Genomic DNA, 23,801 nt, shown 5'->3' with positions numbered 1-23,801 from the left:
ACAGTCTTACCAATTGTTCCCTGCATTACTGCTACCGATAAGCATTTCCACACGTTGTTTATACAAATTTGCTCCTTCAGCGATATTCTTGCCGGCGTCTGCTGTTCCCATTCCGTAAACCACAATAGGGGTTTGCCATGACATTCCCGAATGAATGGCACTTACCTGATAAGGACGTAATAATTCGTCCGTTGTGAAACAGTTTCTTCCTCCGCTACGATAAGCATCGATTTCAGATCCGGTAGTTGTAACCACTGTCAGCGGTTTGCCGGCGACAGCCGGAGTCTTGGATAGGTAAGTAAAGACTTCATCCTGCCATTTTTTAAGTAATGACGGTGCAGCCATCCAGTGAAAAGGAAACTGATAGATGACAGCCGAAGCGTCGGAAATGATTTTGCTCCATTCGTCTACGTTGAAAGCAATGTCCGGCGATAATTCATAAAGGTTGAATACCGCTACTCCTTCAATGTCACCCACTGCATCAATTAATGCTTTGTTTGCTTGGGAATCCTTGATATTAGGGTGTGCCAGCAGAATCACTACTTTTCTTAAATCTTTATTCATATTCAATCAGGTATTTAGGATGATACAACTACTTATGATTATAAAGGTGTAAAAATAAGAAAAAGTTCGCGAAAACCAATATCTTAATTAAAAATAAAACAATCCCTCTTTGCTTTTGAATTTGTATTTTTGCATCCACGTTCGTAAGGCGTCAGTTCAGATAATAATTTTATATATGATAGATTTTAATCAGTTTCCTTCTCCTTGTTATATCATGGAAGAAGAACTTTTAAGAAAGAACCTGTGTTTGATAAAAAGCGTAGCCGACAGGGCGGGAGTGGAGATTATTCTTGCTTTTAAGTCATTTGCCATGTGGCGCTCTTTTCCTATATTTCGTGAATATATAGATCATTCTACGGCAAGTTCGGTGTATGAAGCCCGTCTGGCACTGGAAGAATTCGGCAGTAAGGCACATACATATTCTCCAGCTTATACGGAACAGGATTTCCCGGAAATAATGCGTTGTAGCAGTCATATCACTTTCAACTCAATGCGGCAGTTCGAACGTTTCTATCCGATGGTGGTGGCAGAAGGAAGTGGCATTTCTTGTGGTATCCGTGTAAATCCTGAATACTCGGAGGTGGAAACAGAACTTTATAATCCATGTGCGCCCGGTACACGTTTTGGGGTAACAGCCGATCTGTTGCCCGATGCATTGCCGCAGGGAATTGAAGGCTTCCATTGTCATTGTCACTGCGAATCTTCTTCCTATGAATTGGAACGTACATTGGAACATCTCGAAGCTAAATTTTCCCGTTGGTTTTCACAAATAAAGTGGTTGAATCTGGGGGGAGGACATCTGATGACTCGCAAAGACTATGATACCGAACATTTGATAACACTGTTGCAAGGATTAAAAGCACGCTATCCTCATCTGCGAATTATCCTGGAACCCGGCTCCGCCTTTACCTGGCAGACGGGAGTGCTGACTTCCGAAGTAGTGGATATTGTGGAAAGCCGTGGAATCAAGACGGCTATTTTGAATGTCAGTTTCACTTGTCACATGCCCGATTGTCTGGAGATGCCCTATCAGCCTGCCGTGCGTGGTGCGGAAATGGGAAACGAAGGAAAATATATTTATCGTCTCGGAGGCAATTCCTGTTTGAGCGGTGACTATATGGGATTGTGGAGTTTCGATCATCCTTTGCAGATCGGAGAACGTATTGTGTTCGAAGATATGATTCATTATACGATGGTCAAGACAAATATGTTTAACGGAATTCATCATCCTGCCATTGCTTTATGGACCAAAGAGGGGAAAGCCGAAATATACAAGCAATTTTCTTATGAAGATTATCGTGACCGAATGAGTTGATAATCAAAATGATTGTTTTGCGGTCGATGCAAAGTGAACAGATTTCTGTGAAAAAAATATGCAGAATGTTTGCAGGTTTACGGAAAATCCCTACCTTTGCAACCGCAAACGAAAAAATGCGGAAATAGCTCAGTTGGTAGAGCATAACCTTGCCAAGGTTAGGGTCGCGAGTTCGAGTCTCGTTTTCCGCTCATGTTTCTTTGAAATGTTGGAACAATAATCTTTGCCCAGGTGGCGGAATTGGTAGACGCGCACGTTTCAGGTGCGTGTGTCGAGAGGCATGCAGGTTCGAGTCCTGTTCTGGGCACAAAGGTTAAACTTTAAAATTATGGAGAGGTGGCGGAATTGGTAGACGCGCTACTTTGAGGGGGTAGTGACAGTTATGTCGTGGGAGTTCGAGTCTCCTTCTCTTCACAGTTTATGAAAGTGAAATGCGGAAATAGCTCAGTTGGTAGAGCATAACCTTGCCAAGGTTAGGGTCGCGAGTTCGAGTCTCGTTTTCCGCTCTTGTTTCTTTGAAATAATGGAACTAAGTTTTGCCCAGGTGGCGGAATTGGTAGACGCGCACGTTTCAGGTGCGTGTGTCGAGAGGCATGCAGGTTCGAGTCCTGTTCTGGGCACCAATCTTTCAGAATTCTGAATGACGAAATTTAGTTTGCGGAAATAGCTCAGTTGGTAGAGCATAACCTTGCCAAGGTTAGGGTCGCGAGTTCGAGTCTCGTTTTCCGCTCCATATAGACATAAGGTTGTCAGTCGACGAGATTGGCAACCTTTTTTTTATTTATGATTGATGAATTCTGATTTATATATGGTTGGATAATCGTTTAAAATTGGACTTTATCGGAAGTTTACCGGACGATTTTATCGATAGATTGAATAGAAAAACGTAATTTTGCAAACGAAAAAATCAATGTACTCCCCCCAAAAAAGAGCGTCATTGATTCACACAGACCTTTAATTAATTTAACTATTTGTGATATGTTAACACAGATCATTAATGCACGCATCCTGACGCCTCAAGGTTGGCTGAAGGATGGGTCAGTTCTTATTCGCGATAACAAAATTCTGGAAGTAACCAATTGTGACCTTGCCATTATCGGAGCCAAACTGATTGATGCCAAAGGAATGTATATTGTTCCGGGCGGTGTAGAAATCCATGTTCACGGTGGCGGTGGAAGAGATTTTATGGAAGGCACCGAAGAGGCTTTCCGTACAGCAGTCAAGGCTCACATGCAGCATGGTACCACCAGTATTTTTCCTACCCTTTCTTCTTCTACCATTCCAATGATCCGCGCAGCTGCGGCAACGACTGAAAAAATGATGGCGGAGCCCAATAGCCCTGTACTCGGACTTCATCTGGAAGGACATTATTTCAATATGGATATGGCAGGCGGACAGATTCCGGAAAATATCAAAGATCCCGATCCCGAAGAATATATTCCGTTATTGGAAGAAACACACTGTATCAAACGTTGGGATGCCGCGCCGGAACTTCCCGGAGCTATGCAATTCGGTAAATATATCACAGCAAAAGGTGTATTGGCTTCGGTAGGACATACCCAGGCAGAATTTGAGGATATACAGACGGCCTATGAGGCAGGATATACGCATGCCACTCATTTTTATAATGCGATGCCCGGGTTTCATAAACGGAAAGAGTACAAGTATGAAGGTACGGTAGAAAGTATTTATCTGATTGATGATATGACAGTGGAAGTGGTGGCTGATGGTATTCATGTACCTCCGACGATCTTGCGTCTTGTCTATAAGATAAAAGGAGTGGAACGCACTTGCCTGATAACGGATGCGTTGGCTTGTGCCGCCAGTGATAGCCAGGTTGCCTTTGACCCGCGTGTGATTATTGAGGATGGAGTCTGTAAGTTGGCAGACCATTCAGCCTTGGCCGGAAGTATTGCAACGATGGATCGCTTGATTCGTACCATGGTGCAAAAGGCGGAAATTCCTTTGGAAGATGCCGTAAGAATGGCTTCCGAAACTCCTGCCCGGATTATGGGAGTGCTCGACCGTAAAGGAACGCTGGAGCGTGGCAAGGATGCCGATATGATCGCTTTGGACAGAGACTTGAACGTGAGAGCCGTATGGGCGATGGGAGAACTGGTGGAAGGCACCAACAAACTGTTTTAAATCTAATAAAGAACAAAGACTATGTTGACTCAAATAATAAACGGAAGAATACTTACCCCGCAAGGCTGGTTGAAAGATGGTTCCGTATTGATTTGTGATGGAAAAATATTAGAGGTAACTAATAGTGATTTAGCGGTTATCGGTGCAACGGTTATTGATGCCAGAGGGATGACGATAGTGCCCGGATTCGTAAGTATGCATGCACATGGAGGTGGTGGGCATGATTATACGGAAGCAACGGAAGAGGCTTTCCGTACCGCAACCAATGCACATCTGAAACATGGTGCTACCGGTATATTTCCTACTTTGTCCTCTACTTCATTCGAAAGAATCTACCAGGCAGTCGATGTATGTGAGCACTTGATGAAAGAGAAGGATTCTCCGATTCTCGGTTTGCATATCGAAGGCCCATATTTGAATCCGAAGATGGCGGGAACACAGTATGACGGTTTTCTGAAAACTCCGGATGAAAATGAATATATTCCTTTGTTGGAGCGTACGTCTTGTATCAGACGTTGGGATATTAGTCCCGAACTGCCCGGTGCACATGATTTTGCAAAGTATACCCGTTCGAAAGGAATTATGACTGCTGTTACACATACCGAAGCCGAATATGATGAAATTAAAGCTGCATTTGCAATAGGATTTTCTCATGCTGCTCATTTCTATAATGCGATGCCGGGTTTCCATAAACGTCGTGAATATAAATATGAGGGTACAGTGGAAAGTGTGTATCTGACGGATGGAATGACTGTGGAAGTGATTGCGGACGGTATTCACTTGCCTGCCACTATCCTGAAACTGGTTTATAAGTTGAAAGGCGTGGAGAATACCTGCCTTGTTACCGATGCTTTGGCGTATGCCGCTTATGAAGGGAATGAACCGATTGATCCTCGCTATATCATAGAGGATGGCGTATGCAAGATGGCGGATCATTCTGCGTTGGCCGGTAGTTTGGCTACGATGGATGTGTTGGTTCGCACCATGGTAAAGAAAGCGAATATTCCTTTGGAAGATGCTGTGCGTATGGCTTCTGAAACTCCTGCCCGTTTAATTGGAGTGAGTGACCGGAAGGGAGCGTTGGCAAAGGGTAAGGATGCCGATATTGTGATTCTTGACAAAGAACTGAATGTACGTTGTGTATGGTCAATGGGAAAGATCGTTCCGGGAACTGATATTCTGTTGCATAAATAACCATTGGAATAACCTTTGAAAGGGAAGTCCGGGTTCAGAAGTAGAATATACTACTTCCTGAACCCGGACTTTCGATGTATTTCTATTTTGAAAGTAAACTGGTTTCTATTAATTCTTTCAATTGGGCTTTATTCATAGTGCCTAATTTCATTGTCGGTTTGCCGTTCAACGGGCAAAGTAACAGATTGGGAATGGTACGAATCTTAAATGCGCTTTCCAGTTCCGGTTCCTGATCGACGTCCACTTTATAAATATCTAATTTCCCTTCGTATTCTTTTGCCAATTGGTCTAATATAGGCGATAGTGCTTTGCAATATACACACCAGGGTGCATGAAAATCGACCAGGCAAGGTTTATTCCCTTTGAAGTTCCAGCTGTCAGGATAAGATTGATAATCTGCTACTTTCTCTACAAAACTATCTTTGGTTAAATCTATTATTTTCATATATCCTATTTTTAAATGATTCGCTTTATTTTCTTTCCTGCAAAGATAAGGGAGTTGGAATGAAAGAAGGCTAGCCATTTTTCCTGTTGTGTTTACAATTCTTCCTTTATAACTCTTTTCTAATCAAATTCTAATCTGATATGAGAGGCTTATAATCGTTTTTTCCCGTCTCTCCGGTTGTAGAATTGTACTTTTGTCGCGACAACTACGATAAGGTAATAAAGATAAATATAGTAATGAACAGAGTATTTTTAATTTCTTTTTTTCTTCTGCTGACAGGAGGAATATGTGCACAACAGGCTACCACAGGATCATTAACGCTGAAAGAGGCGGAACAACGTTTCTTGGAACGTAACTTATCGCTGATAGCCGAACGGTATAACATTGATATGGCACAGGCACAAGTGCTGCAAGCCAAATTATTTGAGAATCCGGTCATCTCGCTGGAACAGAATGTCTATAACCGCCTGAACGGAAAGTATTTTGATTTTGGTAAGGAGGGGGAAACGGTTGTGGAGGTTGAGCAGGTCATTCGTCTTGCCGGACAGCGAAACAAGCAGATAAAGCTGGAAAAAATCAATAAGGAAATAGCGGAATATCAGTTTGAAGAGGTGATGAGGACACTCCGCCAGGAGTTGAATGAGAAGTTTGTGCAAGTCTATTTTCTTTCCAAATCCATATCCATCTACGAGAAAGAAGTAAACTCTCTGCAAGCGTTGCTTGTCGGGATGAAACTGCAACAAGAGAAAGGAAATGTCTCATTGATGGAAATGTCTCGTTTGGAATCTATGCTATTTTCGCTGAAGAAAGAGAAGAACGAACGAGAAAACGAGTTGCTGACTCTTAGAGGAGAACTGAATGTCTTGTTAAATCTTCCGGGAGATGCTGCGGTTAAGTTATCATTGGACGAAGAGGTGTTGAAGCAATTGGATTTGTCTCAATTATCGTTTGCTGATTTGAAAGCGATGGTGAATGAACGTCCGGATCTGAAGATTGCCAGAAGTACGGTAAGTGCTTCCCGTGCCAATCTGAAATTGCAGAAATCAATGGCATTTCCGGAGTTCTCGGTGAAAGGGAATTATGATCGTGCCGGAAACTTTATCAATAACTATTTTGCGGTAGGAGTGAGCTTGTCAGTGCCTATTTTCAATCGCAATCAGGGAAATATAAAGGCAGCCCGTTTCAGTATTCAACAGGCGGGAGCGGAACAAGAAAATGCTGCTAATCGTGCGGACATGGAACTTTATACCGCTTATGCTTCACTGGAAAAAGCAGTTCAGCTTTACCAATCCACCAATATGGATTTGGAACATAATTTTGAGAAATTGATAACAGGAGTGAATGAAAACTTTACCAAGCGAAATATCAGCTTGCTGGAGTTTATCGATTACTATAACAGTTATAAGGAAACCTGTATTCAGTTGCATGAAATAAAGAAAGATGTTTTCCTCGCGATGGAAAACCTGAATACTACTATCGGACAAAATATATTGAACTACTAATATTCATAAATTATCAAAGACTATGAACTGGAATAAATTCCTTCCTTGCATATTGCTTACTACCGTATTGGGAGCATGCTCCGGTCAAGGAGAACAACCGAATGTTGAACCGGCTGCCTTATGCCTGACAGATAGCTTGTTGAGAATTGTATCTGTCGATACGGTTCACGTTCAAGAAGTGATTGATGAACTGACATTGAACGGACGGGTCACTTTTAATGAAAATCAGGTAGCACATGTATATCCGATGTTTGGAGGTACGGTGACGGAACTGAAAGCAGAAATAGGAGATTATGTTCGTAAGGGAGATGTACTGGCAGTCATTCGCAGTGGAGAAGTGGCGGACTATGAGAAACAATTGAAAGAAGCGGAACAACAATTATTGCTCGCCCGCAGAAACATGGACGCTACGCTGGATATGTATAATTCCGGCATGGCTTCGGATAAAGATGTGCTTCAGGCAAAACAGGAGTTGACGAGTGCCGAAGCCGAAGAAAAAAGGATAAAGGAAGTCTTTTCTATTTATAATTTCTCCGGAAATGCTTATTATCAGTTGAAATCTCCTGTTTCGGGCTTTATTGTGGAGAAACAAATCAGCAGGGATATGCAGTTGCGTCCTGATCAGAGTGAAGAGTTGTTCACGATTTCGGGGTTGTCGGACGTATGGGTGATGGCAGATGTGTATGAAAGCGATATCAGTAAGGTTTCTGAAGGTGCTTCTGTACGCATTTCTACTTTGGCCTATCCGGATAAGATGTTTGCCGGCACTATTGATAAGGTATATCATTTGCTGAATAGTGAAAGTAAAACAATGAATATCCGTATCAAATTAAAGAATGAAGAGTATCTGTTGAAGCCGGGGATGTTTACGAATGTAAGTGTGAAGTGCAAAGCAGATGGAACTTCCATGCCTCGTATCGATTCTCATGCGCTGGTGTTTGAAGGAGGGAAAAATTATGTTGTTGTAGTAGAGTCGAATCAGCGTTTGCAGGTGAAAGAAGTAGATGTATACAAACAGTTGAGCAAGGAGTGCTATATCCGTTCCGGGCTTTCCGAGGGGGACAGAGTGCTGAATAATAATGTATTGTTGGTATATAATGCGTTGAATGCAGATTAAAAACAGAAAATAGTATGCACAAATTCATAGATAATATAGTGGCTTTCTCGCTGAAGAATAAATTTTTTATTTTCTTTTGTACAGCGATTGCCGTTATAGCCGGAGCTGTTTCTTTTAAACATACTCCGATAGATGCTTTCCCGGATGTGACGAATACGAAAGTGACGATTATCACGCAATGGCCGGGACGTAGTGCGGAAGAGGTAGAGAAGTTTATCACCATCCCTGTGGAAATTGCCATGAATCCTGTTCAGAAGAAAACAGATATTCGTTCTACCACTCTTTTCGGACTTTCTGTAATCAATGTGATGTTCGAAGATCGTGTGGATGATTTCACCGCCCGCCAACAGGTATATAATTTATTGAATGACGCCGATCTTCCTGACGGGGTAACTCCGGAAGTGCAACCGTTATATGGCCCGACGGGAGAAATATTCCGTTATACACTCCGTAGTGATAAACGTAGTGTGCGGGAGCTGAAAACAATTCAGGATTGGGTGATTGAGCGTAATCTCCGTTCGGTGTCCGGTGTAGCGGATATTGTGAGCTTCGGCGGAGAGGTGAAAACATTTGAGGTAAGCGTGAATCCTCACCAGTTGATTAACTATGGAATTACTTCTTTGGAGCTTTATGACGCGATCGCTAAGAGTAACATCAATGTGGGAGGAGATGTCATCACCAAGAGTTCGCAAGCTTATGTTGTTCGTGGAATTGGGCTGATTAACGACTTGGAAGAATTGAGAAACATCGTCGTGAAAAACATCAACGGCACTCCGATTTTGGTGAAGAATCTTGCCGATGTACACGAATCCTGTTTGCCCCGTCTCGGGCAGGTAGGACGAATGGATGAAGATGATGTCGTACAAGGCATTGTAGTCATGCGGAAAGGGGAGAATCCGGGCGAGGTGATTGCAAACCTGAAAGATAAAATAGAAGACCTGAATCAGAATATACTTCCGAAAGATGTGAAAATCGTGTCATTCTATGACCGGGAGGATTTAGTGAATCTGGCGGTAAAGACGGTGACGCATAATCTGATCGAAGGAATTTTATTGGTTACGTTTATTGTATTGATCTTTATGGCAGATTGGCGGACTACCGTGATTGTTGCTGTCGTTATCCCATTAGCCCTTCTATTCGCTTTTATCTGTTTACGGGTGATGGGAATGTCCGCCAATCTGCTTTCTATGGGGGCCATTGACTTCGGTATCATTATTGATGGGGCAGTGGTAATGGTGGAAGGAGTATTTGTGGCTTTGGATAAGAAGGCAAGGCAAGTAGGAATGCCGGCATTTAATGTCATGTCCAAGATGGGATTGATCCGTAACACCGCAAAAGACAAGGCGAAAGCAGTTTTCTTCTCCAAATTGATTATCATAACCGCATTGATTCCTATCTTCTCTTTCCAGAAGGTAGAAGGAAAGATGTTCTCTCCTTTAGCCTATACGCTGGGTTTTGCACTGTTGGGAGCTTTGATCTTTACGCTGACCCTGGTGCCGGTAATGTCTTCCATGCTGTTGAAGAAGAATGTCCGTGAGAAGAATAATCGTTTTGTTCGTTTTGTCAACACAAAGTGTACAGTTCTTTTTGATTTATTCTATGCGCACAGGAAACTGACTATCGGACTGGCAACGGTCATAGCAGGTATCGGATTATGGCTTTTCTCTTTTTTGGGTACGGAGTTTCTTCCACAGTTGAATGAGGGTTCTATCTATATTCGTGCCACCTTGCCACAAAGCATTTCGCTGGATGAATCGGTGACGCTTGCCAATAAAATGAGAAGGAAGCTATTGATGTTTCCGGAAGTACGGCAAGTACTGTCGCAGACCGGGCGACCGAATGACGGTACAGATGCTACCGGATTCTATAATATCGAGTTCCACGTTGATATATACCCTGAAAAGGAATGGGATAGCAAATTGACAAAAATGGAATTGATTGATAAGATGCAGGAGGATTTATCCATTTACCCCGGCATTGACTTCAATTTCTCACAGCCGATTACGGATAATGTGGAGGAAGCCGCTTCCGGTGTGAAAGGATCTATTGCGGTGAAGGTGTTTGGTAAAGACTTGTATGAGTCGGAGAAATATGCGGTGCAGATTGAGAAAATCCTGGATACGGTTCAAGGGATTGAAGACCTGGGTGTGATTCGGAATATCGGTCAGCCGGAACTTCGTATAGAGTTGAATGAAGGTCAGTTGGCGCGTTATGGCGTTGCTAAGGAAGATGTTCAATCGATTATCGAGATGGCGATTGGCGGAAAATCGGCTTCACTGTTGTATGAGGACGAACGGAAATTCAATATCATGGTAAGGTATAGCGAACAATTCCGCCAGAATGAGGAAGAAATAGGTAAGATACTGGTGCCGGCAATGGATGGCACAATGGTGCCTGTCAAGGAACTGGCAGATATAACGACCATTACGGGACCATTACTTATTTTCCGTGATAATCATGCACGCTTCTGTGCAGTGAAGTTCTCGGTGAGAGGCCGTGACATGGGTACGGCAGTTGCCGAAGCACAGAAAAAGGTAAATGCATCCGTACATCTGCCGGCAGGGTATTCACTGAAATGGACAGGTGATTTCGAGAACCAGCAACGTGCAACGAAACGTTTGGCACAGGTTGTTCCTATCAGTATTGCTATCATCTTTATCATCCTGTTTATTCTGTTCTCTAATGCGCGGGATGCGGGACTGGTATTGCTGAATGTACCATTTGCCGCCGTGGGTGGTATTGTAGCCCTTCTGATCACCCGATTCAACTTCTCCATTTCTGCGGGTATCGGTTTTATTGCCTTATTCGGTATTTGTATTCAGAACGGTGTGATTATGATTTCCGACATCAAGGCGAATCTGAAACTAGGTTCTCCTTTGGAGGAAGCTACAAAAAAAGGAGTACGCTCACGCATCCGTCCTGTGATTATGACAGCGGCAATGGCGGCTATCGGTTTGTTGCCTGCTGCCATGAGTCATGGAATTGGTTCGGAATCACAGCGTCCGCTGGCGATTGTTATTATCGGCGGACTGATAGGAGCGACTTTCTTTGCCCTGTTTGTCTTTCCTCTCATCGTAGAAGTGGTATATGAACGAATGTTATATGATAAAAACGGAAAGTTATTGCAAAGACGTATTTAGTTCATTTCTATTCTGTGGAAAAAACGTTCATAGATTAAATTTGTAGTTTTCAGTAGGTAGAATGAGAAAGGGATAAAAGAAGGGTGATTAAAAAATTACCCGTACTTTTGTTCCTTTTTCTATTTCTGAAGATATATCCAGCTTTGCATGATAAGCAGAAATGATTTTCAAAGTCAGACTAAGTCCGATACCTTGTCCGGCATAATCCCGGGTGTTACTACCCCGATAGAAAGACTGGAAAATATGCTCTATTTCTTCTTGCGGAATACCGATTCCCTGATCTTCCACCTCAAGAATGACTTGCTGCTGTTCCCGATAGAGAGCCACATTTACTTCTTTATCGGAGTATTTACATGCGTTATCAATGATATTCTTTAATGCTATCTTTAACAGATAAGGATTAGCCTTAACAACAGCTTGCTGTTCTGTTGTTTCCAAGTGGAGACGGATTCTTTCATTAGAACCGGTCAACTCTTTCAGCATATTAGATAGAATGATCTCTTCCACATTATTTTTCAGGAGTTCTTCTTCCTGCCGCGAAAGAAAAAGGAGGTGGCGGATCAGACTGGACAACCGTTTGCTTTCCGAAGAAATTCGTTGCAAGGATTCAATGTATTCTCCGGTACTTCTTTCTTTGAGCAGACTGATTTCACATTCTCCCTGAATAGCAGTAATCGGATTGTTCAACTCGTGCGAAGCATGGCTTACAAAGGATTTCTCTGCCTTGAAAGCACTATCCAGGCGATCGAGCATACTATTTAATGTTTTTATCATGTCCTCCAGCTCGTCATTATTTCCAGTGGTCTTTAGCCGGCGATTCAGACTGTTGGCCCGTATTCTTTTCAACTCCTTTAGTATGTGTTGCAGCGGAACCAAAATACGACCGGAATATACTTTCCCGATGAAAAAGATCAGGATGGAACTGGCTAAAACGAGGAAAATAGAAAGTAACAACAGATGTTCCTTGATTTCTGTTCCGTAGGCATTCCGGGACATGACAAGTACGATGAAATTCCCTTCATTATCCGGATAATAAAGGGCGGCTCCCAACTGATCCTTATATTTAAAAGAGAAAGGAATACTGTCTTTCCCTGCCAATAGAAGTGTTTGCTGGTGTTGCGTGAGATACTTATTCAACGTATCATGCACTTCAGAAAGACTATCCATGTTTAGAAGGATCTCATGAGCTTCGGGCAGAAGTTCATCATATTTGCGTTGGATAATCTGGTAACTTTGTTCGTCCACTTCATCCTTTTCCCAGTGCTTCTGTGCAGTCAGGTAGGCTTTTTCACGCAGGTAGGAAGCATAGAGTTTATTGATATACTGTGTGCTGAAAATATAAAATACCGCAATGATAATGACAGTGGTCAACACACTGATTAACGTATAGAAAAGAGCTATTTTGGAACCTATTTTCATAGCCGGGATAGTTGGTGAGTTTAAGTATTCATAATATATCCTAATCCTACGACTGTGTGAATCAGCTTTTTATCAAAGTCACGGTCTATCTTTACCCGGAGATAGTTTACATAAACATCTACGATATTGGTGTTGGTATCAAAATTTTTGTCCCATACATCTTTGAGCAGGGTGATACGTGAGAGCGCAACCCCTTGATGAGTCATGAAATATTCGAGCAGACGATATTCTTTGACGGTGAGATCAATATCTATATTGCCTCTTTTAGCTCTTCGGGTATTACAATCCAATATCAGATTATCACAAGTCAGCAGATTGGAGGTTACTTCTTTATTGCGTCTTAACAGAGCCTTGATGCGTGCTTCCAGTTCTTGGAAACTGAAAGGCTTGACGAGATAATCATCTGCTCCTGCATCCAGTCCTTTGACGATATCTTCCGTTGTACCCAAGGCTGTCAGCATGATAACAGGAGACTGGTATCCAAACATCTGACGATAAAGCCGGCAAAGCTCCAAACCGTTTATTTTCGGCATGATAATGTCCAGTATCAAAAGGTCGAAAGGTTCGTCCTGAAGGAGTTTCCAACCGGCGTTTCCGTCATGACAGACAGTTACCGTATGTCCGAACTCTTTTAAACCCCGTTCGATGAAAGAGGCGATGTTTATTTCATCTTCAACTAATAATATCTTTGCCATAATTCAGATTGTTTATGCGCAAAGATACTTTTTTCCTGGCATCTGAAGAAAGAAATTTGCCTTGCATTTAAGTGTTTCTCCTTTTTGAGTTGTACTGTTTTTCTGAAATTGCAAGGATACTTATTGTGTTATCCGGAATAATTATCCCTTTGCTTCCTGATACATAAAGCGTTTGATTGACTTTTTCGCAGTCTTTTCAAATTCCTCGAAATGGATCTTTATTTTGCTTATTTGAGAATAGTTGGGAAGCAGCTGATTCAACTCGATACGGTTTTGTTCCATCACTTTCTGAATATCCGTCTGCTGCAATCCATGAGCGAAAGCGTCATCAAAATCCGGATAAATCAGTGCTACCAACTTCTCATGCTGTAAGACAATCAATGATTCCGCAACATATGGCATATTGTTCAGCTTGCTTTCAATTTCTTCCGGATAGATGTTCTGCCCGCTAGAGGTGAGAAGCAGGTTTTTGCTACGTCCGCGAACTGTTACATAACCTTCTTCATCCAACGTGCCGAGGTCACCGGTATGCAGCCAGCCGTTAGCATCAATAATTTGCGCGGTAGCTTCCGGATTTTTGTAATATCCCAGCATCATGTTCATTCCTCTACATACGATTTCTCCGGCATGCGTGTTCGGATCCGGCGAGTCAATGCGGACCTCCATCCGACTGGTTGCCTTTCCGCAAGAAGCAATTTTTAGTGTTTCCCAACGGCTGGAGCATATAATCGGACCACATTCGGTCATACCGTAAGCGATTGTGTAGGGGAACCCTATCTTTTTAAGGAAGGCCTCAACTTCAGCATTGAAAGGGGCACCTCCGATAATAATCTCATCAAAGTTTCCGCCGAAGATTTCCATGGCGGCCTGCCGTGCCAGTGATTTGATTTTATCGTTCACAATAGGCACTTTAAGCAATAATTTGCCGATTTTGCTGTCTACTTTAGGAAGAATATCTTTCTTAATAATCTTTTCCACAATCAATGGCACGCAGGAAATCACTCTTGGTTTGATTTCAGAGAAAGATTGAGAAATGATTTTCGGAGACGGCATACGCGTCAGGAAATAGATGTGCGCACCTGCAGAAAATCCGTATAGGAAATCATAGACCATTCCGAACACATGCCCCATAGGTAACATAGAAACGATATGATCGCCCGGCTTAACAGGAAGCATCTCGAAGCAGTAAGCCACATTCGACCAAAGACTGCGATAGGGGAGCATCACTCCTTTAGAGTAACCTGTGGTGCCGGAAGTATAATTGATAATAGCCAGTTCTTCCGGACGATCCTTCCGGTAGCAAATATGTTCCGGGCGGAAGTTCTTGGGATACTGTTGACCGTAAATCGCATTCCGGTGTTCAAAAGCATAAGTGAGTTTTTCATTGCGGGAAACTAATGCCGAGAAATCTGCCAGCGAAGCAATCCCCTCTAATAAAGGCATGGCATCCTCATTCAGATTCTCCCAAGCCTGGTCGCCGACGAAAAGTAATTTGGCTTCGGAATGGTTGACGATATTATGAATATTATCTGCCTTGAATTCATGCAAAATAGGAACAATAACGGCTCCGTAAGTAATCGTTGCCAGGAAAGTAACTGCCCAATGAGCACTGTTACGTCCGCAAACAGCAATTTTATCTCCCGGCTGGATGCCGGCACTTTCCAAAACAATGTGAAATTTAGCGATTTTACGCGCTACATCCTTATATTGAAGGGTAATTCCTTTATAGTCAGTTAAGGCATCCTTGTCCCAGTTTTTGATGATGCTTTGCTCAATATAATCAATGAACTGATGTTCTTGTTCCATTCGATTTTTGCACATTTAGTTTAAAACTGCGCAAAATTAATACTTCGCTGATGTAAACCGAATTTTAAATTCAAGTTTTACGGTTAATTAACGGAGGGGAAATGAACAATTTTTACGGCTTGCTAAGGCGCTTCTGTGTTTCTTCCTTAAAGCTAGCCTATTGGGCCTATTTAAAACATTTCGTCTCCACGCATGAAGAAGAAACGAATGTCTTGTAAAGACAAGAGGTTTCATGCGTGGAGACGAATCAGTTATAGTGTATAGAATAAATCTTTTCGGATGTTAGTCAGAATCTGTTTCTTCTTCTTTTGATTTTTCGGAGATAAGCAGCAGTTTATCTCCTTCATGCAGTTTCAGCGTTCCGTTGGGAATCAGGAATTCATCTCCACGCTTCACAATCATTACCAGTGTGCCTTTCGGGAGATTCATATCTTTCAATGTATCCGCTTTTTCCAGCATGTTTTTGGTGATGGTCATATCACTAAGATCAGAGTCTATTTCTTCCGGGAGTTCGACTCCGAAATCATTTCCTGTTTTTTCCAGCGGTTTGGAAAGATTCAAGATCCGGGCTATGAAAGAAATCGTTGTTCCCTGTACCACCAATGACACGATGGTAATAAAGAATACAATGTTGAAGATGAGGTTTGAACCCTCTACGCCTGCCACTACCGGATAGGTGGCGAAGATAATAGGAACTGCGCCGCGCAATCCTACCCAGGACACGAAAATACGTGATTTCATCGTAATTTTCCGGAATGGAAGCAGACAGAGGAATACGCTTAACGGCCGGCCGATAATAATCATAAAGACACCAATCAACAATGCCACGGCAGCTACTTCCAACATCTCGTGTGGATTAACAAGCAGTCCCAGGCAAAGGAACATGATGATTTGAAACAACCAGGTTAGTCCGTTCATAAAGGTGTAGATATCCTTACGATGCATGATTTTATTGTTTCCTACCATGATACCGGCAATATATACGGCAAGGTATCCGTTACCTTTCAGTAAGTCGGTGATGGAGAACGTGAAAAACACAAATGCCAGTAATAAGATAGGATACAAGGCCTGATTGTCAATATTGAGCTTATTCAACATTCGGATAGCGAGCTTTCCGAGTACATATCCGGCAGCCGCACCGACGATAAACTGGATGACGAAAGACCCCACGATAGCTCCGATTCCCATACCCGACGACTGAATGAACTGTATCAGTACAATGGTAAGCATATAGGCCATCGGGTCATTACTTCCGCTCTCCAGTTCCAGCATGGGACGAAGGTTGTGTTTTAAATTCATCTTCTGTGAACGGAGAATGGCGAACACCGAAGCTGAGTCCGTAGACGACATGGTAGAGGCTAGAAGCAGGGAAGTAGTGATAGGTAAATAAATGTTAGACCAGCTCATACCTGATATCCACCAGATAAAGAGCCCGGTGAAAAGAGCTGTGAGCAGTACTCCGACAGTGGAAAGCACGATACCGGGACCTAAAATAGGTTTGATTTCTCTGAATTTCGTATCCATACCTCCCGAGAAAAGGATAATGCTAAGGGCGACCATACCGATAAACTGCGCGTCTTTCGCGTCGTGGAATTGCAGGCCGAGCCCGTCACTTCCAAACAACATTCCTACTACGAGGAACAATAATAAAGTAGGTACTCCAAAGCGATATCCGGTTTTTCCAACAACAATGCTGACGAAAAGTAAGATAGAACCGATAAGTAGGGTGTTTTCTGCTGTAAATATCATAGGCAATATATTATAAAGTTATAAAATTGTCGTTTTAATTCTCACTGTGCGAAGTTACACATTATTAACAACAAATAAAACCTCTTTTTAGATGTATTTTTGTGAAAAAAGGGAGTTAAATTGTCTAAAAAGACTAATTTTGCAGAGATTAATCTACATTATACTTATGGATTCAAATAATCTTACACCTTTAAGGAAAGGGGTGGTGGGGGTACAATTCTTGTTTGTGGCTTTCGGAGCTACGGTACTCGTGCCGTTATTGGTAGGGCTCGATCCTTCGACAGCTCTGTTTACAGCAGGTATTGGAACGCTCATTTTTCATGCTGTTACGCGTGGAAAGGTTCCTATCTTTTTGGGGAGTAGTTTCGCGTTTATTGCGCCTATCATTAAAGCGACAGAACTTTATGGGTTGCCCGGTACCTTATCTGGCATGGTTGGAGTTGCATTAGTTTACTTTTTGATGAGTGCGCTTGTCAAATGGCAGGGAGTGCGGGTGATTGAACAGCTGTTTCCTCCTGTTGTCATAGGACCTGTCATTATTCTGATAGGTTTGTCATTGGCGGGAACAGGAGTGAATATGGCAAAAGAGAACTGGGTGCTGGCGCTCCTTTCACTGGTGACTGCGGTTGTTGTTTCGATGAAAGCTAAAGGACTTTTGAAGCTGATTCCTATTTTTTGTGGGATTGCAGTGGGGTATCTGGCTGCATGGATCTTCTATGGTTTGGATTTGTCCGGCGTCAGAGATGCCGCCTGGATTGGATTGCCGCAGTTCGTCTTTCCAAAATTCTCATGGGAACCGGTGTTGTTTATGATTCCGGTAGCTATTGCTCCGGTGATCGAACATATTGGTGATATTTATGTGGTGAATACGGTTACAGGAAAAGATTTCGTGAAAGACCCGGGATTGCACCGTACCTTATTGGGTGATGGTCTGGCCTGTTTCTGTGCCGGATTGCTGGGTGGTCCTCCTGTGACTACCTATTCGGAAGTGACAGGAGCCATGTCATTGACAAAGATTACTAATCCGCAAGTGATCCGAATAGCTGCCATTTCCGCTATCTTATTCTCCGTTATCGGTAAAATCAGCGCATTGCTAAGATCCATACCCAGTGCGGTGTTAGGTGGTATCATGCTGCTGCTTTTCGGAACGATTGCCTGTGCAGGTATTGCTAATCTTGTGAATAACTGTATTGATTTGAGCCGTACAAGAAATATCGTTATTGTGTCTTTGACACTGACTGTCGGGATTGGTGGCGCAGCTTTTAGCTGGGGCGGTTTTTCATTGTCCGGCATCGGACTGGCAGCTTTGGTAGGAGTACTTCTCAATTTGATATTGCCCAGAGAAGATTGATGCTCTACTAAAAAGGAAACCACTATAAAAGGAAGCCGGTATTCGAGAATAAAGAATAAACGCAGGATTCCCGATTATGTACAAAAAAGATAGTGACGGTATATGATGGAAATAGTGACGGTATCATTGCCGTATACCGTCACTATCCTTATCAAATACCGTCACTATTTTATAGAAGGAAATCTGCCTGTAAAATACCCTTCTGTTTCCTTATCATTTATGATAGAAACTTCACAATATCTTCATCCACTGTACTGATACCTCCGATTCCGAATTGCTCGATCAATACGTTCTTTATATTCGGTGAAAGGAAAGCGGGAAGAGTAGGTCCTAAATGAATATGTTTCACTCCTAAAGCCAGCAATGCCAATAAAACAATGACCGCCTTTTGTTCATACCATGCTATGTTGTATACGATAGGTAGTTGGTTCACATCGTCCAGCCCGAAGATTTCTTTCAGTTTTAGAGCAATTACGGCCAGTGAGTAACTGTCGTTACATTGTCCCGCATCCAACACTCTTGGAATCCCGTTGATATCACCTAAAGCTAATTTATTATATCTGTACTTGGCGCAACCTGCCGTAAGAATCACTGTGTCGCCAGGTAGCTTTTGAGCAAATTCCGTGTAATATTCACGACTTTTCATACGTCCGTCGCATCCTGCCATTACAAAGAACTTACGGATGGCTCCACTTTTCACGGCATCCACCACTTTATCCGCTAAAGCTGTCACCTGTGCATGAGCGAATCCACCGATGAGTGTTCCGTTTTCGATGGCTACGGGTGGCTGGCATTGTTTGGCATGAGCAATCAGGGCCGAAAAATCTTTCGGTTTCCCGTCTTTGCGTTCGGGGATATAATGTGCGCCTTCCAGACCGCAAGCTCCTGTGATGTAAATGCGGTCCTTGTAGCTGGCATTCGCACGTGGCGGAACAATACAGTTACTTGTGAACAGGATCGGACCGTTGAAACTTTCAAATTCCTCTTTCTGTTTCCACCAGGCATTTCCGTAGTTTCCTGCCAGATGCTTATACTTCTTTAGTTGAGGATAATAGTGCGCAGGCAGCATTTCACTGTGCGTATATACATCCACCCCTGTACCTTCCGTTTGTTCCAGCAACTCTTCGAGATCCTTTAAATCATGTCCGCTTATCAATATACCCGGACGATTGCGGACACCGAGATTCACTTGTGAGATTTCCGGATTACCATAACTGCTCGTATTTGCCTTGTCCAGCTGTGCCATTGCCGATACTCCATGCTTTCCTGTTTCCAGTGTTAATTGAACCAATTCTTCCACTGTAATATCATTGCGGGTCAATTCGGACAATGCGTGCTGCATGAAAGCAAATATCTCCGGTGACTGATAACCCAGGTTATGGGCGTGCTCTACGTAGGCAGCCATTCCTTTCAGGCCATAGTGTACGAGTTCTTTCAGTGAGCGTATATCCTCGTTAGGCGTGCGAAGCACACCGACCGTTTTTGATTTTTCTTCAAACTCATCTTCGTTTCCATCCCAAAGACATTCGTCAGGAGCATTTTCTATTTTTACCTTACCGGCAAGTTCCTTTTTCAGTTTCAGTCCTTCTTTGATTTTTTCGGTGATCGCCACTTTATCAAAATTGGCATTGGTGATGGTGATGAACAAAGCATCGTAGATAAATTTGTCTGCTTGTTCAGAAGACTGTCCCTCTTTGCGCAGATGTTTGTTGTAGACAGCAATTCCACGTACTACAAAGAGTAGCAGGTCTTGCAGGTTAGCCACTTCAGAAGTTTTACCGCATACACCTTTTAAGATACAACCCGTACCCATAGCGGTTTCTTGACATTGATAACAGAACATACTCATAACTTTTACGTTTTTAATTAGTCTAACAGTTTGTTTATTGAACGCAAAAGTAGAAGAAAGGTTTCAGGTGATTCTGTAACCAATGTTACAACAATGAATATTTTTATCTCAAATACTCACAATCTGATAAATGATTCTTAAACCGGGGTATTATTGGATGAGTCGGACCAGTTTTTCTTTCTGTAAAATAGTGATATGTTTACGGTCCGCTATCAATAGTCCGTCTTCTTGCATGTGTGCCAGTTCGCGGGCGAGGGAGGGGCGGGACACTCCGAAGTAATCACTCAACTCCTGTTGCGAACGGTCGAGGGTGATATGTGCCTGTTGCTGCTGTTTGTATAGGCGGAGCAGGTAGGAGGCAAGTTTCTGACGAATGGTCTTGAATGACATGAAGAAAAGTTTATCCGATAAAGTCCGTGCATAATTGGCGGAGAGGTTCATATAGTTTTCCAAGAACTGCTCATTCTTGCGGAACAAACTCAAAACACTTGGTTTAGGAAGCTCAATAACTTCTGTCGGTTCATTGGCAGTCACTTCCACCGGATAGCGGTTCTGTTCACCAAACAGGAACAGAGGGGCAATCGCTCTGGGAGCAGTTATATCCTCCACCTTGATAAGACGTCCCGAATAGTCAATCATTTCCCCACGCACACTCCCTTTGGTCAGGATGACAAGACGGTTGCACACATCTCCCTGTCGTGCCAGGATTTCTCCTTTCTTATAAGAACGTGTATGAAAACTGATCTCTTCCAGATCGGCAAGAAGTCTTTCCGGAGTGATTCCCCGGAATAGCGGATTGTTGACTAGTGTAGGTATCATATATCAATAGTTATTTGAATTTTAAAATAAACGTTGTCTCTTTCTCCCGTAGTAATGTAAGGCTTCCTCCCGAGAGGCGCATGATTTGGCGGGAGATGCTAAGTCCGATCCCGCTACCGCCTTCTTTGGTAGTAAAGAAAGGAATGAAGATATGTTCTGCTATTTCCGACGGGATTTCGGGACCATTATTTTTTATCTCAATCCATATTTCTTCCATGTCATTGCAGGACGCCTTCAGCTCAATTCTCCCATCCGGCTGATTGCCGATTGCCTGAATTGCGTTTTTCAAAAGATTGATAACTACTTGTGAAATAAGATTCTCGTCCGCATATACGATTAAGTCTGCAGGGGTAATCTCTGTGTGGAATCGGATATGCTCGCATGGATGCTGATGACAGGCAAGCTCAACCATTCTTTCTATGAATGCTTTCACATAGAACAAGGAGGGCTCTGGTGTCGGTATACGTGTGAATTGCCGGTACGATTCTACAAAGGCAAGCAGCCCTTTTCCTGTCGTACTGATTGTCTGCAATCCGTGATTTACCTCTTCGTCTTTATTCGCTGATATCGAAAGAAGCGTATCGCAGAGGGAAGTGATGGGAGTCACAGAGTTCATAATCTCGTGTGTCAGCACCCGTGTCAGCCGAATCCATGAATCTATTTCCTTTTCATCCAGTTCCGTATTGATATCATTCAAAGCAAGGATGCGCAGGTGCTCATTACGTACATTGATTTCCGACACACGGATGGATAAGTTAATCGTTCCCCGTTCATTGTGAAATATGACTTGTAGTTTGTCTCCCGGACGACAGTTTTCTATTTTCTCCATAAGCTGCGCATCCACCTGACTCAACTGGTGGATATGTGTAAACACATTCAGTCCCAGAAGACGGAGTGCTTCTTTGTTCTTTTGATAGACGGCTCCATTATCATTGAGCACTACTAATCCTGTACCGACAAAGTCGAGAATCAGTTCGTAGTATTTCTCTTGCTGGGCTGTTTCTGCTTTCACGCTATGTAAGATATGTCCCACGCGGTTGAGCGCCCGGTTTATTTCTTTGCTTTCGGGAGTACCGTTTTCTTCGGTAAAATGAAACGTATTATCATTATTCTCAAGCGCATCAATCATAAAGAGCACTTGTTTGGTGTGGAGGCGATAAAGGCGGATTTGCCAAAGTACGCTAAGAACCAATAAACAAAGACTGACTCCTAACCAACCGTATGATTGATGTATACCGAACCACACAGACGACGCACAGAAGAGTACAGTCAGCAAGACTCTGAACCAATACTGAACGCCTGCTTGTTGAAGCTGCACTGTCATAATCCGAATTTTTTCATCTTGTTATAAAGAGTTTGCCTGGTTATTCCCAGTTGGACGGCTACTGCGGATAAGTTTCCTGCGCAAGCGTCGAGTGCTTTCCGTATCATCTGCATTTCCATTTCTTCGAGCGTAGAAATGCTTTTCTCCTGACTCTCCGTCCGTGGAATTGATAATTGGAACAATTCGGCGGGAACGAGCGGACTATCATTGATGATAACAGCTTTTTCAATCACGTGTTCCAATTCACGGATATTACCATACCAAAGGTGTGCTTTCAATTTATCTTTAGCGTCGGGAGTGAACTTCATCAATACCTTGTCATATTGCTTGCAAAAGCGTACCATGAACCTTTCGGCAAGTGGAATAATATCTTCTTTCCGCTCCCGCAAAGGAGGGATTTCTACATGAATGGTATTGATACGATAGAGCAAATCTTCCCGGAATTCACCTTTCACTACCATCTCTTGCAGATTCCGGTTGGTTGCGCATATCAGTCGGATATGAATGGGAATCGGAGTGTTGCTTCCCACTTTCACAATGCTTCGCCGTTGGATGGCAGTCAGTAGCTTTGCTTGCAGGTGATAAGGCAGGTTGCCTATTTCATCAAGAAACAGCGTACTGTTATCGGCAGCTTCAAATTTGCCGGTCCGGTCGGTGTGTGCGTCGGTGAAAGAACCCTTTACGTGTCCGAAAAGCTCACTTTCAAATAAAGACTCTGTGATAGTCCCCATATCCACTGCAATCATTTCTTTGTATTTGCGGTTGGACAGGACATGAATCTCTCGTGCCAGCATTTCTTTCCCCGTTCCGTTTTCGCCTGTTATCAGGATATTGGCATCGGTGATGGCTACCTTTTCAATCAGTGCGCGGAGTTGCTGCATCACTTTGCTTTTTCCCCAATACATAGGTGAGTGAGTCGTTTCTTCCTTGCTGTCCGTTTTCTTGTCGTTGTGCGTAGAAGCTGCTGCGGCTTGCAGGGTTTCCACCAGTTTTTGGTTATCCCAAGGCTTGACAATAAAGTCGGTTGCTCCTTCTTTAATCCCCCGGATAGCCAGTTCGATGTCGGCATAAGCCGTAAAAAGTACGACCGGAAGTTCCGGACGTACTTTTTTTATTTCATGCAACCAGAATAAACCCTCATTACCGGTGTTGATGCCTGATGTGAAATTCATATCCAGGAGAATTACTTCCGGTGTTTCCTCCCTTATGACACTGGACAGGGTGACAGGAGAGGAGAGTGTGACGACCTTGGAAAAATAATTTTTCAAAAGGAGTTGTATGGCGGTCAGCACTCCTTTATTATCGTCTACAATGATGATTGTTCCTGATTTACTCATTTTCGTTCAAGTTTGTAAAGCGCAAACTTA

17 protein-coding genes and 6 tRNA genes are annotated in these 23,801 nt (G+C 43.0%); 13 read left to right on the top strand and 10 right to left on the bottom strand.

What is annotated here, in order from left to right:
- Positions 1–6 precede the first annotated feature (6 nt).
- Positions 7–564: an NAD(P)H-dependent oxidoreductase gene (locus GD631_RS16815; RefSeq protein ID WP_143258684.1), complete on the bottom strand. Its 558-nt coding sequence runs from the start codon at positions 562–564 to the stop codon at positions 7–9.
- 175 nt (positions 565–739) lie between these two features.
- Between GD631_RS16815 and nspC the strand changes: the two genes are divergently transcribed.
- The 9 genes from nspC to nagA (GD631_RS16770) all read left to right on the top strand — a co-directional run bounded on the left by nspC (position 740) and on the right by nagA (GD631_RS16770) (position 5,218).
- A complete protein-coding gene (gene nspC / locus GD631_RS16810; RefSeq protein WP_143258683.1) occupies positions 740–1,879 on the top strand; it encodes a carboxynorspermidine decarboxylase in 1,140 nt (379 codons plus the stop codon).
- Between the two features lie 118 nt (positions 1,880–1,997).
- Positions 1,998–2,070: transfer RNA gene (locus tag GD631_RS16805), tRNA-Gly, on the top strand.
- A 34-nt stretch (positions 2,071–2,104) separates the two neighbouring features.
- A tRNA-Leu gene (locus GD631_RS16800) sits at positions 2,105–2,186 on the top strand.
- Positions 2,187–2,209: 23 nt separating this feature from the next.
- A tRNA-Leu gene (locus GD631_RS16795) sits at positions 2,210–2,293 on the top strand.
- A gap of 19 nt (positions 2,294–2,312) precedes the next feature.
- Positions 2,313–2,385, top strand: a tRNA-Gly gene (locus tag GD631_RS16790).
- 32 nt (positions 2,386–2,417) lie between these two features.
- A tRNA-Leu gene (locus tag GD631_RS16785) sits at positions 2,418–2,502 on the top strand.
- A 34-nt stretch (positions 2,503–2,536) separates the two neighbouring features.
- Positions 2,537–2,612: transfer RNA gene (locus GD631_RS16780), tRNA-Gly, on the top strand.
- Between the two features lie 245 nt (positions 2,613–2,857).
- A complete protein-coding gene (nagA, locus tag GD631_RS16775; RefSeq protein ID WP_143258682.1) occupies positions 2,858–4,024 on the top strand; it encodes an N-acetylglucosamine-6-phosphate deacetylase in 1,167 nt (388 codons plus the stop codon).
- A gap of 21 nt (positions 4,025–4,045) precedes the next feature.
- Positions 4,046–5,218 carry an N-acetylglucosamine-6-phosphate deacetylase gene (gene nagA / locus GD631_RS16770; protein ID WP_143258681.1) on the top strand — a complete coding sequence of 391 codons (1,173 nt, stop codon included), beginning with the start codon at positions 4,046–4,048 and terminating at the stop codon, positions 5,216–5,218.
- Between the two features lie 82 nt (positions 5,219–5,300).
- Here the strand turns inward: nagA (GD631_RS16770) and GD631_RS16765 are convergent, their stop codons facing one another.
- A complete protein-coding gene (locus tag GD631_RS16765) occupies positions 5,301–5,663 on the bottom strand; it encodes a thioredoxin family protein (RefSeq protein ID WP_143258680.1) in 363 nt (120 codons plus the stop codon).
- Between the two features lie 236 nt (positions 5,664–5,899).
- On the opposite strand from GD631_RS16765, the gene GD631_RS16760 reads away from it, so the two are divergent.
- The 3 genes from GD631_RS16760 to GD631_RS16750 are packed head-to-tail and all read left to right on the top strand — an operon-like array spanning position 5,900 to position 11,422.
- On the top strand, positions 5,900–7,165 hold the full coding sequence (locus GD631_RS16760) for a TolC family protein (RefSeq protein ID WP_143258679.1): 1,266 nt from the start codon (positions 5,900–5,902) through the stop codon (positions 7,163–7,165).
- A 22-nt stretch (positions 7,166–7,187) separates the two neighbouring features.
- The gene (locus GD631_RS16755; RefSeq protein ID WP_143258678.1) at positions 7,188–8,282 is read left to right on the top strand and encodes an efflux RND transporter periplasmic adaptor subunit; all 1,095 of its coding nucleotides are present in this window, start codon (positions 7,188–7,190) and stop codon (positions 8,280–8,282) included.
- A 14-nt stretch (positions 8,283–8,296) separates the two neighbouring features.
- The gene (locus tag GD631_RS16750; RefSeq protein WP_143258677.1) at positions 8,297–11,422 is read left to right on the top strand and encodes an efflux RND transporter permease subunit; all 3,126 of its coding nucleotides are present in this window, start codon (positions 8,297–8,299) and stop codon (positions 11,420–11,422) included.
- Positions 11,423–11,509: 87 nt separating this feature from the next.
- Here the strand turns inward: GD631_RS16750 and GD631_RS16745 are convergent, their stop codons facing one another.
- The 4 genes from GD631_RS16745 to GD631_RS16730 form a co-directional block, all read right to left on the bottom strand.
- A complete protein-coding gene (locus GD631_RS16745; protein WP_143258676.1) occupies positions 11,510–12,841 on the bottom strand; it encodes a sensor histidine kinase in 1,332 nt (443 codons plus the stop codon).
- Between the two features lie 20 nt (positions 12,842–12,861).
- Positions 12,862–13,536 (bottom strand): response regulator transcription factor, encoded by a 675-nt coding sequence (locus GD631_RS16740; protein WP_143258675.1) that lies wholly within the window; start codon positions 13,534–13,536, stop codon positions 12,862–12,864.
- A 141-nt stretch (positions 13,537–13,677) separates the two neighbouring features.
- The gene (locus tag GD631_RS16735; RefSeq protein ID WP_143258674.1) at positions 13,678–15,342 is read right to left on the bottom strand and encodes a long-chain fatty acid--CoA ligase; all 1,665 of its coding nucleotides are present in this window, start codon (positions 15,340–15,342) and stop codon (positions 13,678–13,680) included.
- 282 nt (positions 15,343–15,624) lie between these two features.
- Positions 15,625–17,091 carry a potassium/proton antiporter gene (locus GD631_RS16730; protein ID WP_143258673.1) on the bottom strand — a complete coding sequence of 489 codons (1,467 nt, stop codon included), beginning with the start codon at positions 17,089–17,091 and terminating at the stop codon, positions 15,625–15,627.
- Positions 17,092–17,257: 166 nt separating this feature from the next.
- On the opposite strand from GD631_RS16730, the gene GD631_RS16725 reads away from it, so the two are divergent.
- The gene (locus GD631_RS16725; RefSeq protein ID WP_143258672.1) at positions 17,258–18,442 is read left to right on the top strand and encodes a uracil-xanthine permease family protein; all 1,185 of its coding nucleotides are present in this window, start codon (positions 17,258–17,260) and stop codon (positions 18,440–18,442) included.
- 217 nt (positions 18,443–18,659) lie between these two features.
- Here the strand turns inward: GD631_RS16725 and hcp are convergent, their stop codons facing one another.
- The 4 genes from hcp to GD631_RS16705 form a co-directional block, all read right to left on the bottom strand.
- Positions 18,660–20,291, bottom strand: a complete 1,632-nt coding sequence (gene hcp / locus GD631_RS16720; protein ID WP_185911497.1) for a hydroxylamine reductase — start codon at positions 20,289–20,291, stop codon at positions 18,660–18,662.
- 150 nt (positions 20,292–20,441) lie between these two features.
- A complete protein-coding gene (locus tag GD631_RS16715; protein WP_143258671.1) occupies positions 20,442–21,110 on the bottom strand; it encodes a Crp/Fnr family transcriptional regulator in 669 nt (222 codons plus the stop codon).
- Positions 21,111–21,120: 10 nt separating this feature from the next.
- Positions 21,121–22,434 (bottom strand): sensor histidine kinase, encoded by a 1,314-nt coding sequence (locus GD631_RS16710; protein WP_143258670.1) that lies wholly within the window; start codon positions 22,432–22,434, stop codon positions 21,121–21,123.
- Entirely contained in the window at positions 22,431–23,771 is a 1,341-nt protein-coding gene (locus GD631_RS16705) for a sigma-54-dependent transcriptional regulator (RefSeq protein ID WP_143258669.1), read from the bottom strand. Before GD631_RS16705 ends, GD631_RS16710 begins: the two co-directional genes overlap by 4 nt.
- Positions 23,772–23,801: the final 30 nt, after the last annotated feature.

Origin of the sequence: Bacteroides luhongzhouii, assembly GCF_009193295.2 — a bacterium.
In the GTDB taxonomy this organism is placed as follows: Bacteria; Bacteroidota; Bacteroidia; order Bacteroidales; family Bacteroidaceae; genus Bacteroides; species Bacteroides luhongzhouii.
Note: the sequence above shows the minus strand (reverse complement) of the source record. Positions and strands in the feature narration are given on the sequence as shown.

Coding starts and splice junctions, on each gene's coding strand:
- GD631_RS16815 (WP_143258684.1), bottom strand. CDS start 564: ATGAATAAAGATTTAAGAAAAGTAGTGATTCTGCTGGCACACCCTAAT.
- nspC (WP_143258683.1), top strand. CDS start 740: ATGATAGATTTTAATCAGTTTCCTTCTCCTTGTTATATCATGGAAGAA.
- nagA (WP_143258682.1), top strand. CDS start 2,858: ATGTTAACACAGATCATTAATGCACGCATCCTGACGCCTCAAGGTTGG.
- nagA (WP_143258681.1), top strand. CDS start 4,046: ATGTTGACTCAAATAATAAACGGAAGAATACTTACCCCGCAAGGCTGG.
- GD631_RS16765 (WP_143258680.1), bottom strand. CDS start 5,663: ATGAAAATAATAGATTTAACCAAAGATAGTTTTGTAGAGAAAGTAGCA.
- GD631_RS16760 (WP_143258679.1), top strand. CDS start 5,900: ATGAACAGAGTATTTTTAATTTCTTTTTTTCTTCTGCTGACAGGAGGA.
- GD631_RS16755 (WP_143258678.1), top strand. CDS start 7,188: ATGAACTGGAATAAATTCCTTCCTTGCATATTGCTTACTACCGTATTG.
- GD631_RS16750 (WP_143258677.1), top strand. CDS start 8,297: ATGCACAAATTCATAGATAATATAGTGGCTTTCTCGCTGAAGAATAAA.
- GD631_RS16745 (WP_143258676.1), bottom strand. CDS start 12,841: ATGAAAATAGGTTCCAAAATAGCTCTTTTCTATACGTTAATCAGTGTG.
- GD631_RS16740 (WP_143258675.1), bottom strand. CDS start 13,536: ATGGCAAAGATATTATTAGTTGAAGATGAAATAAACATCGCCTCTTTC.
- GD631_RS16735 (WP_143258674.1), bottom strand. CDS start 15,342: ATGGAACAAGAACATCAGTTCATTGATTATATTGAGCAAAGCATCATC.
- GD631_RS16730 (WP_143258673.1), bottom strand. CDS start 17,091: ATGATATTTACAGCAGAAAACACCCTACTTATCGGTTCTATCTTACTT.
- GD631_RS16725 (WP_143258672.1), top strand. CDS start 17,258: ATGGATTCAAATAATCTTACACCTTTAAGGAAAGGGGTGGTGGGGGTA.
- hcp (WP_185911497.1), bottom strand. CDS start 20,291: ATGAGTATGTTCTGTTATCAATGTCAAGAAACCGCTATGGGTACGGGT.
- GD631_RS16715 (WP_143258671.1), bottom strand. CDS start 21,110: ATGATACCTACACTAGTCAACAATCCGCTATTCCGGGGAATCACTCCG.
- GD631_RS16710 (WP_143258670.1), bottom strand. CDS start 22,434: ATGACAGTGCAGCTTCAACAAGCAGGCGTTCAGTATTGGTTCAGAGTC.
- GD631_RS16705 (WP_143258669.1), bottom strand. CDS start 23,771: ATGAGTAAATCAGGAACAATCATCATTGTAGACGATAATAAAGGAGTG.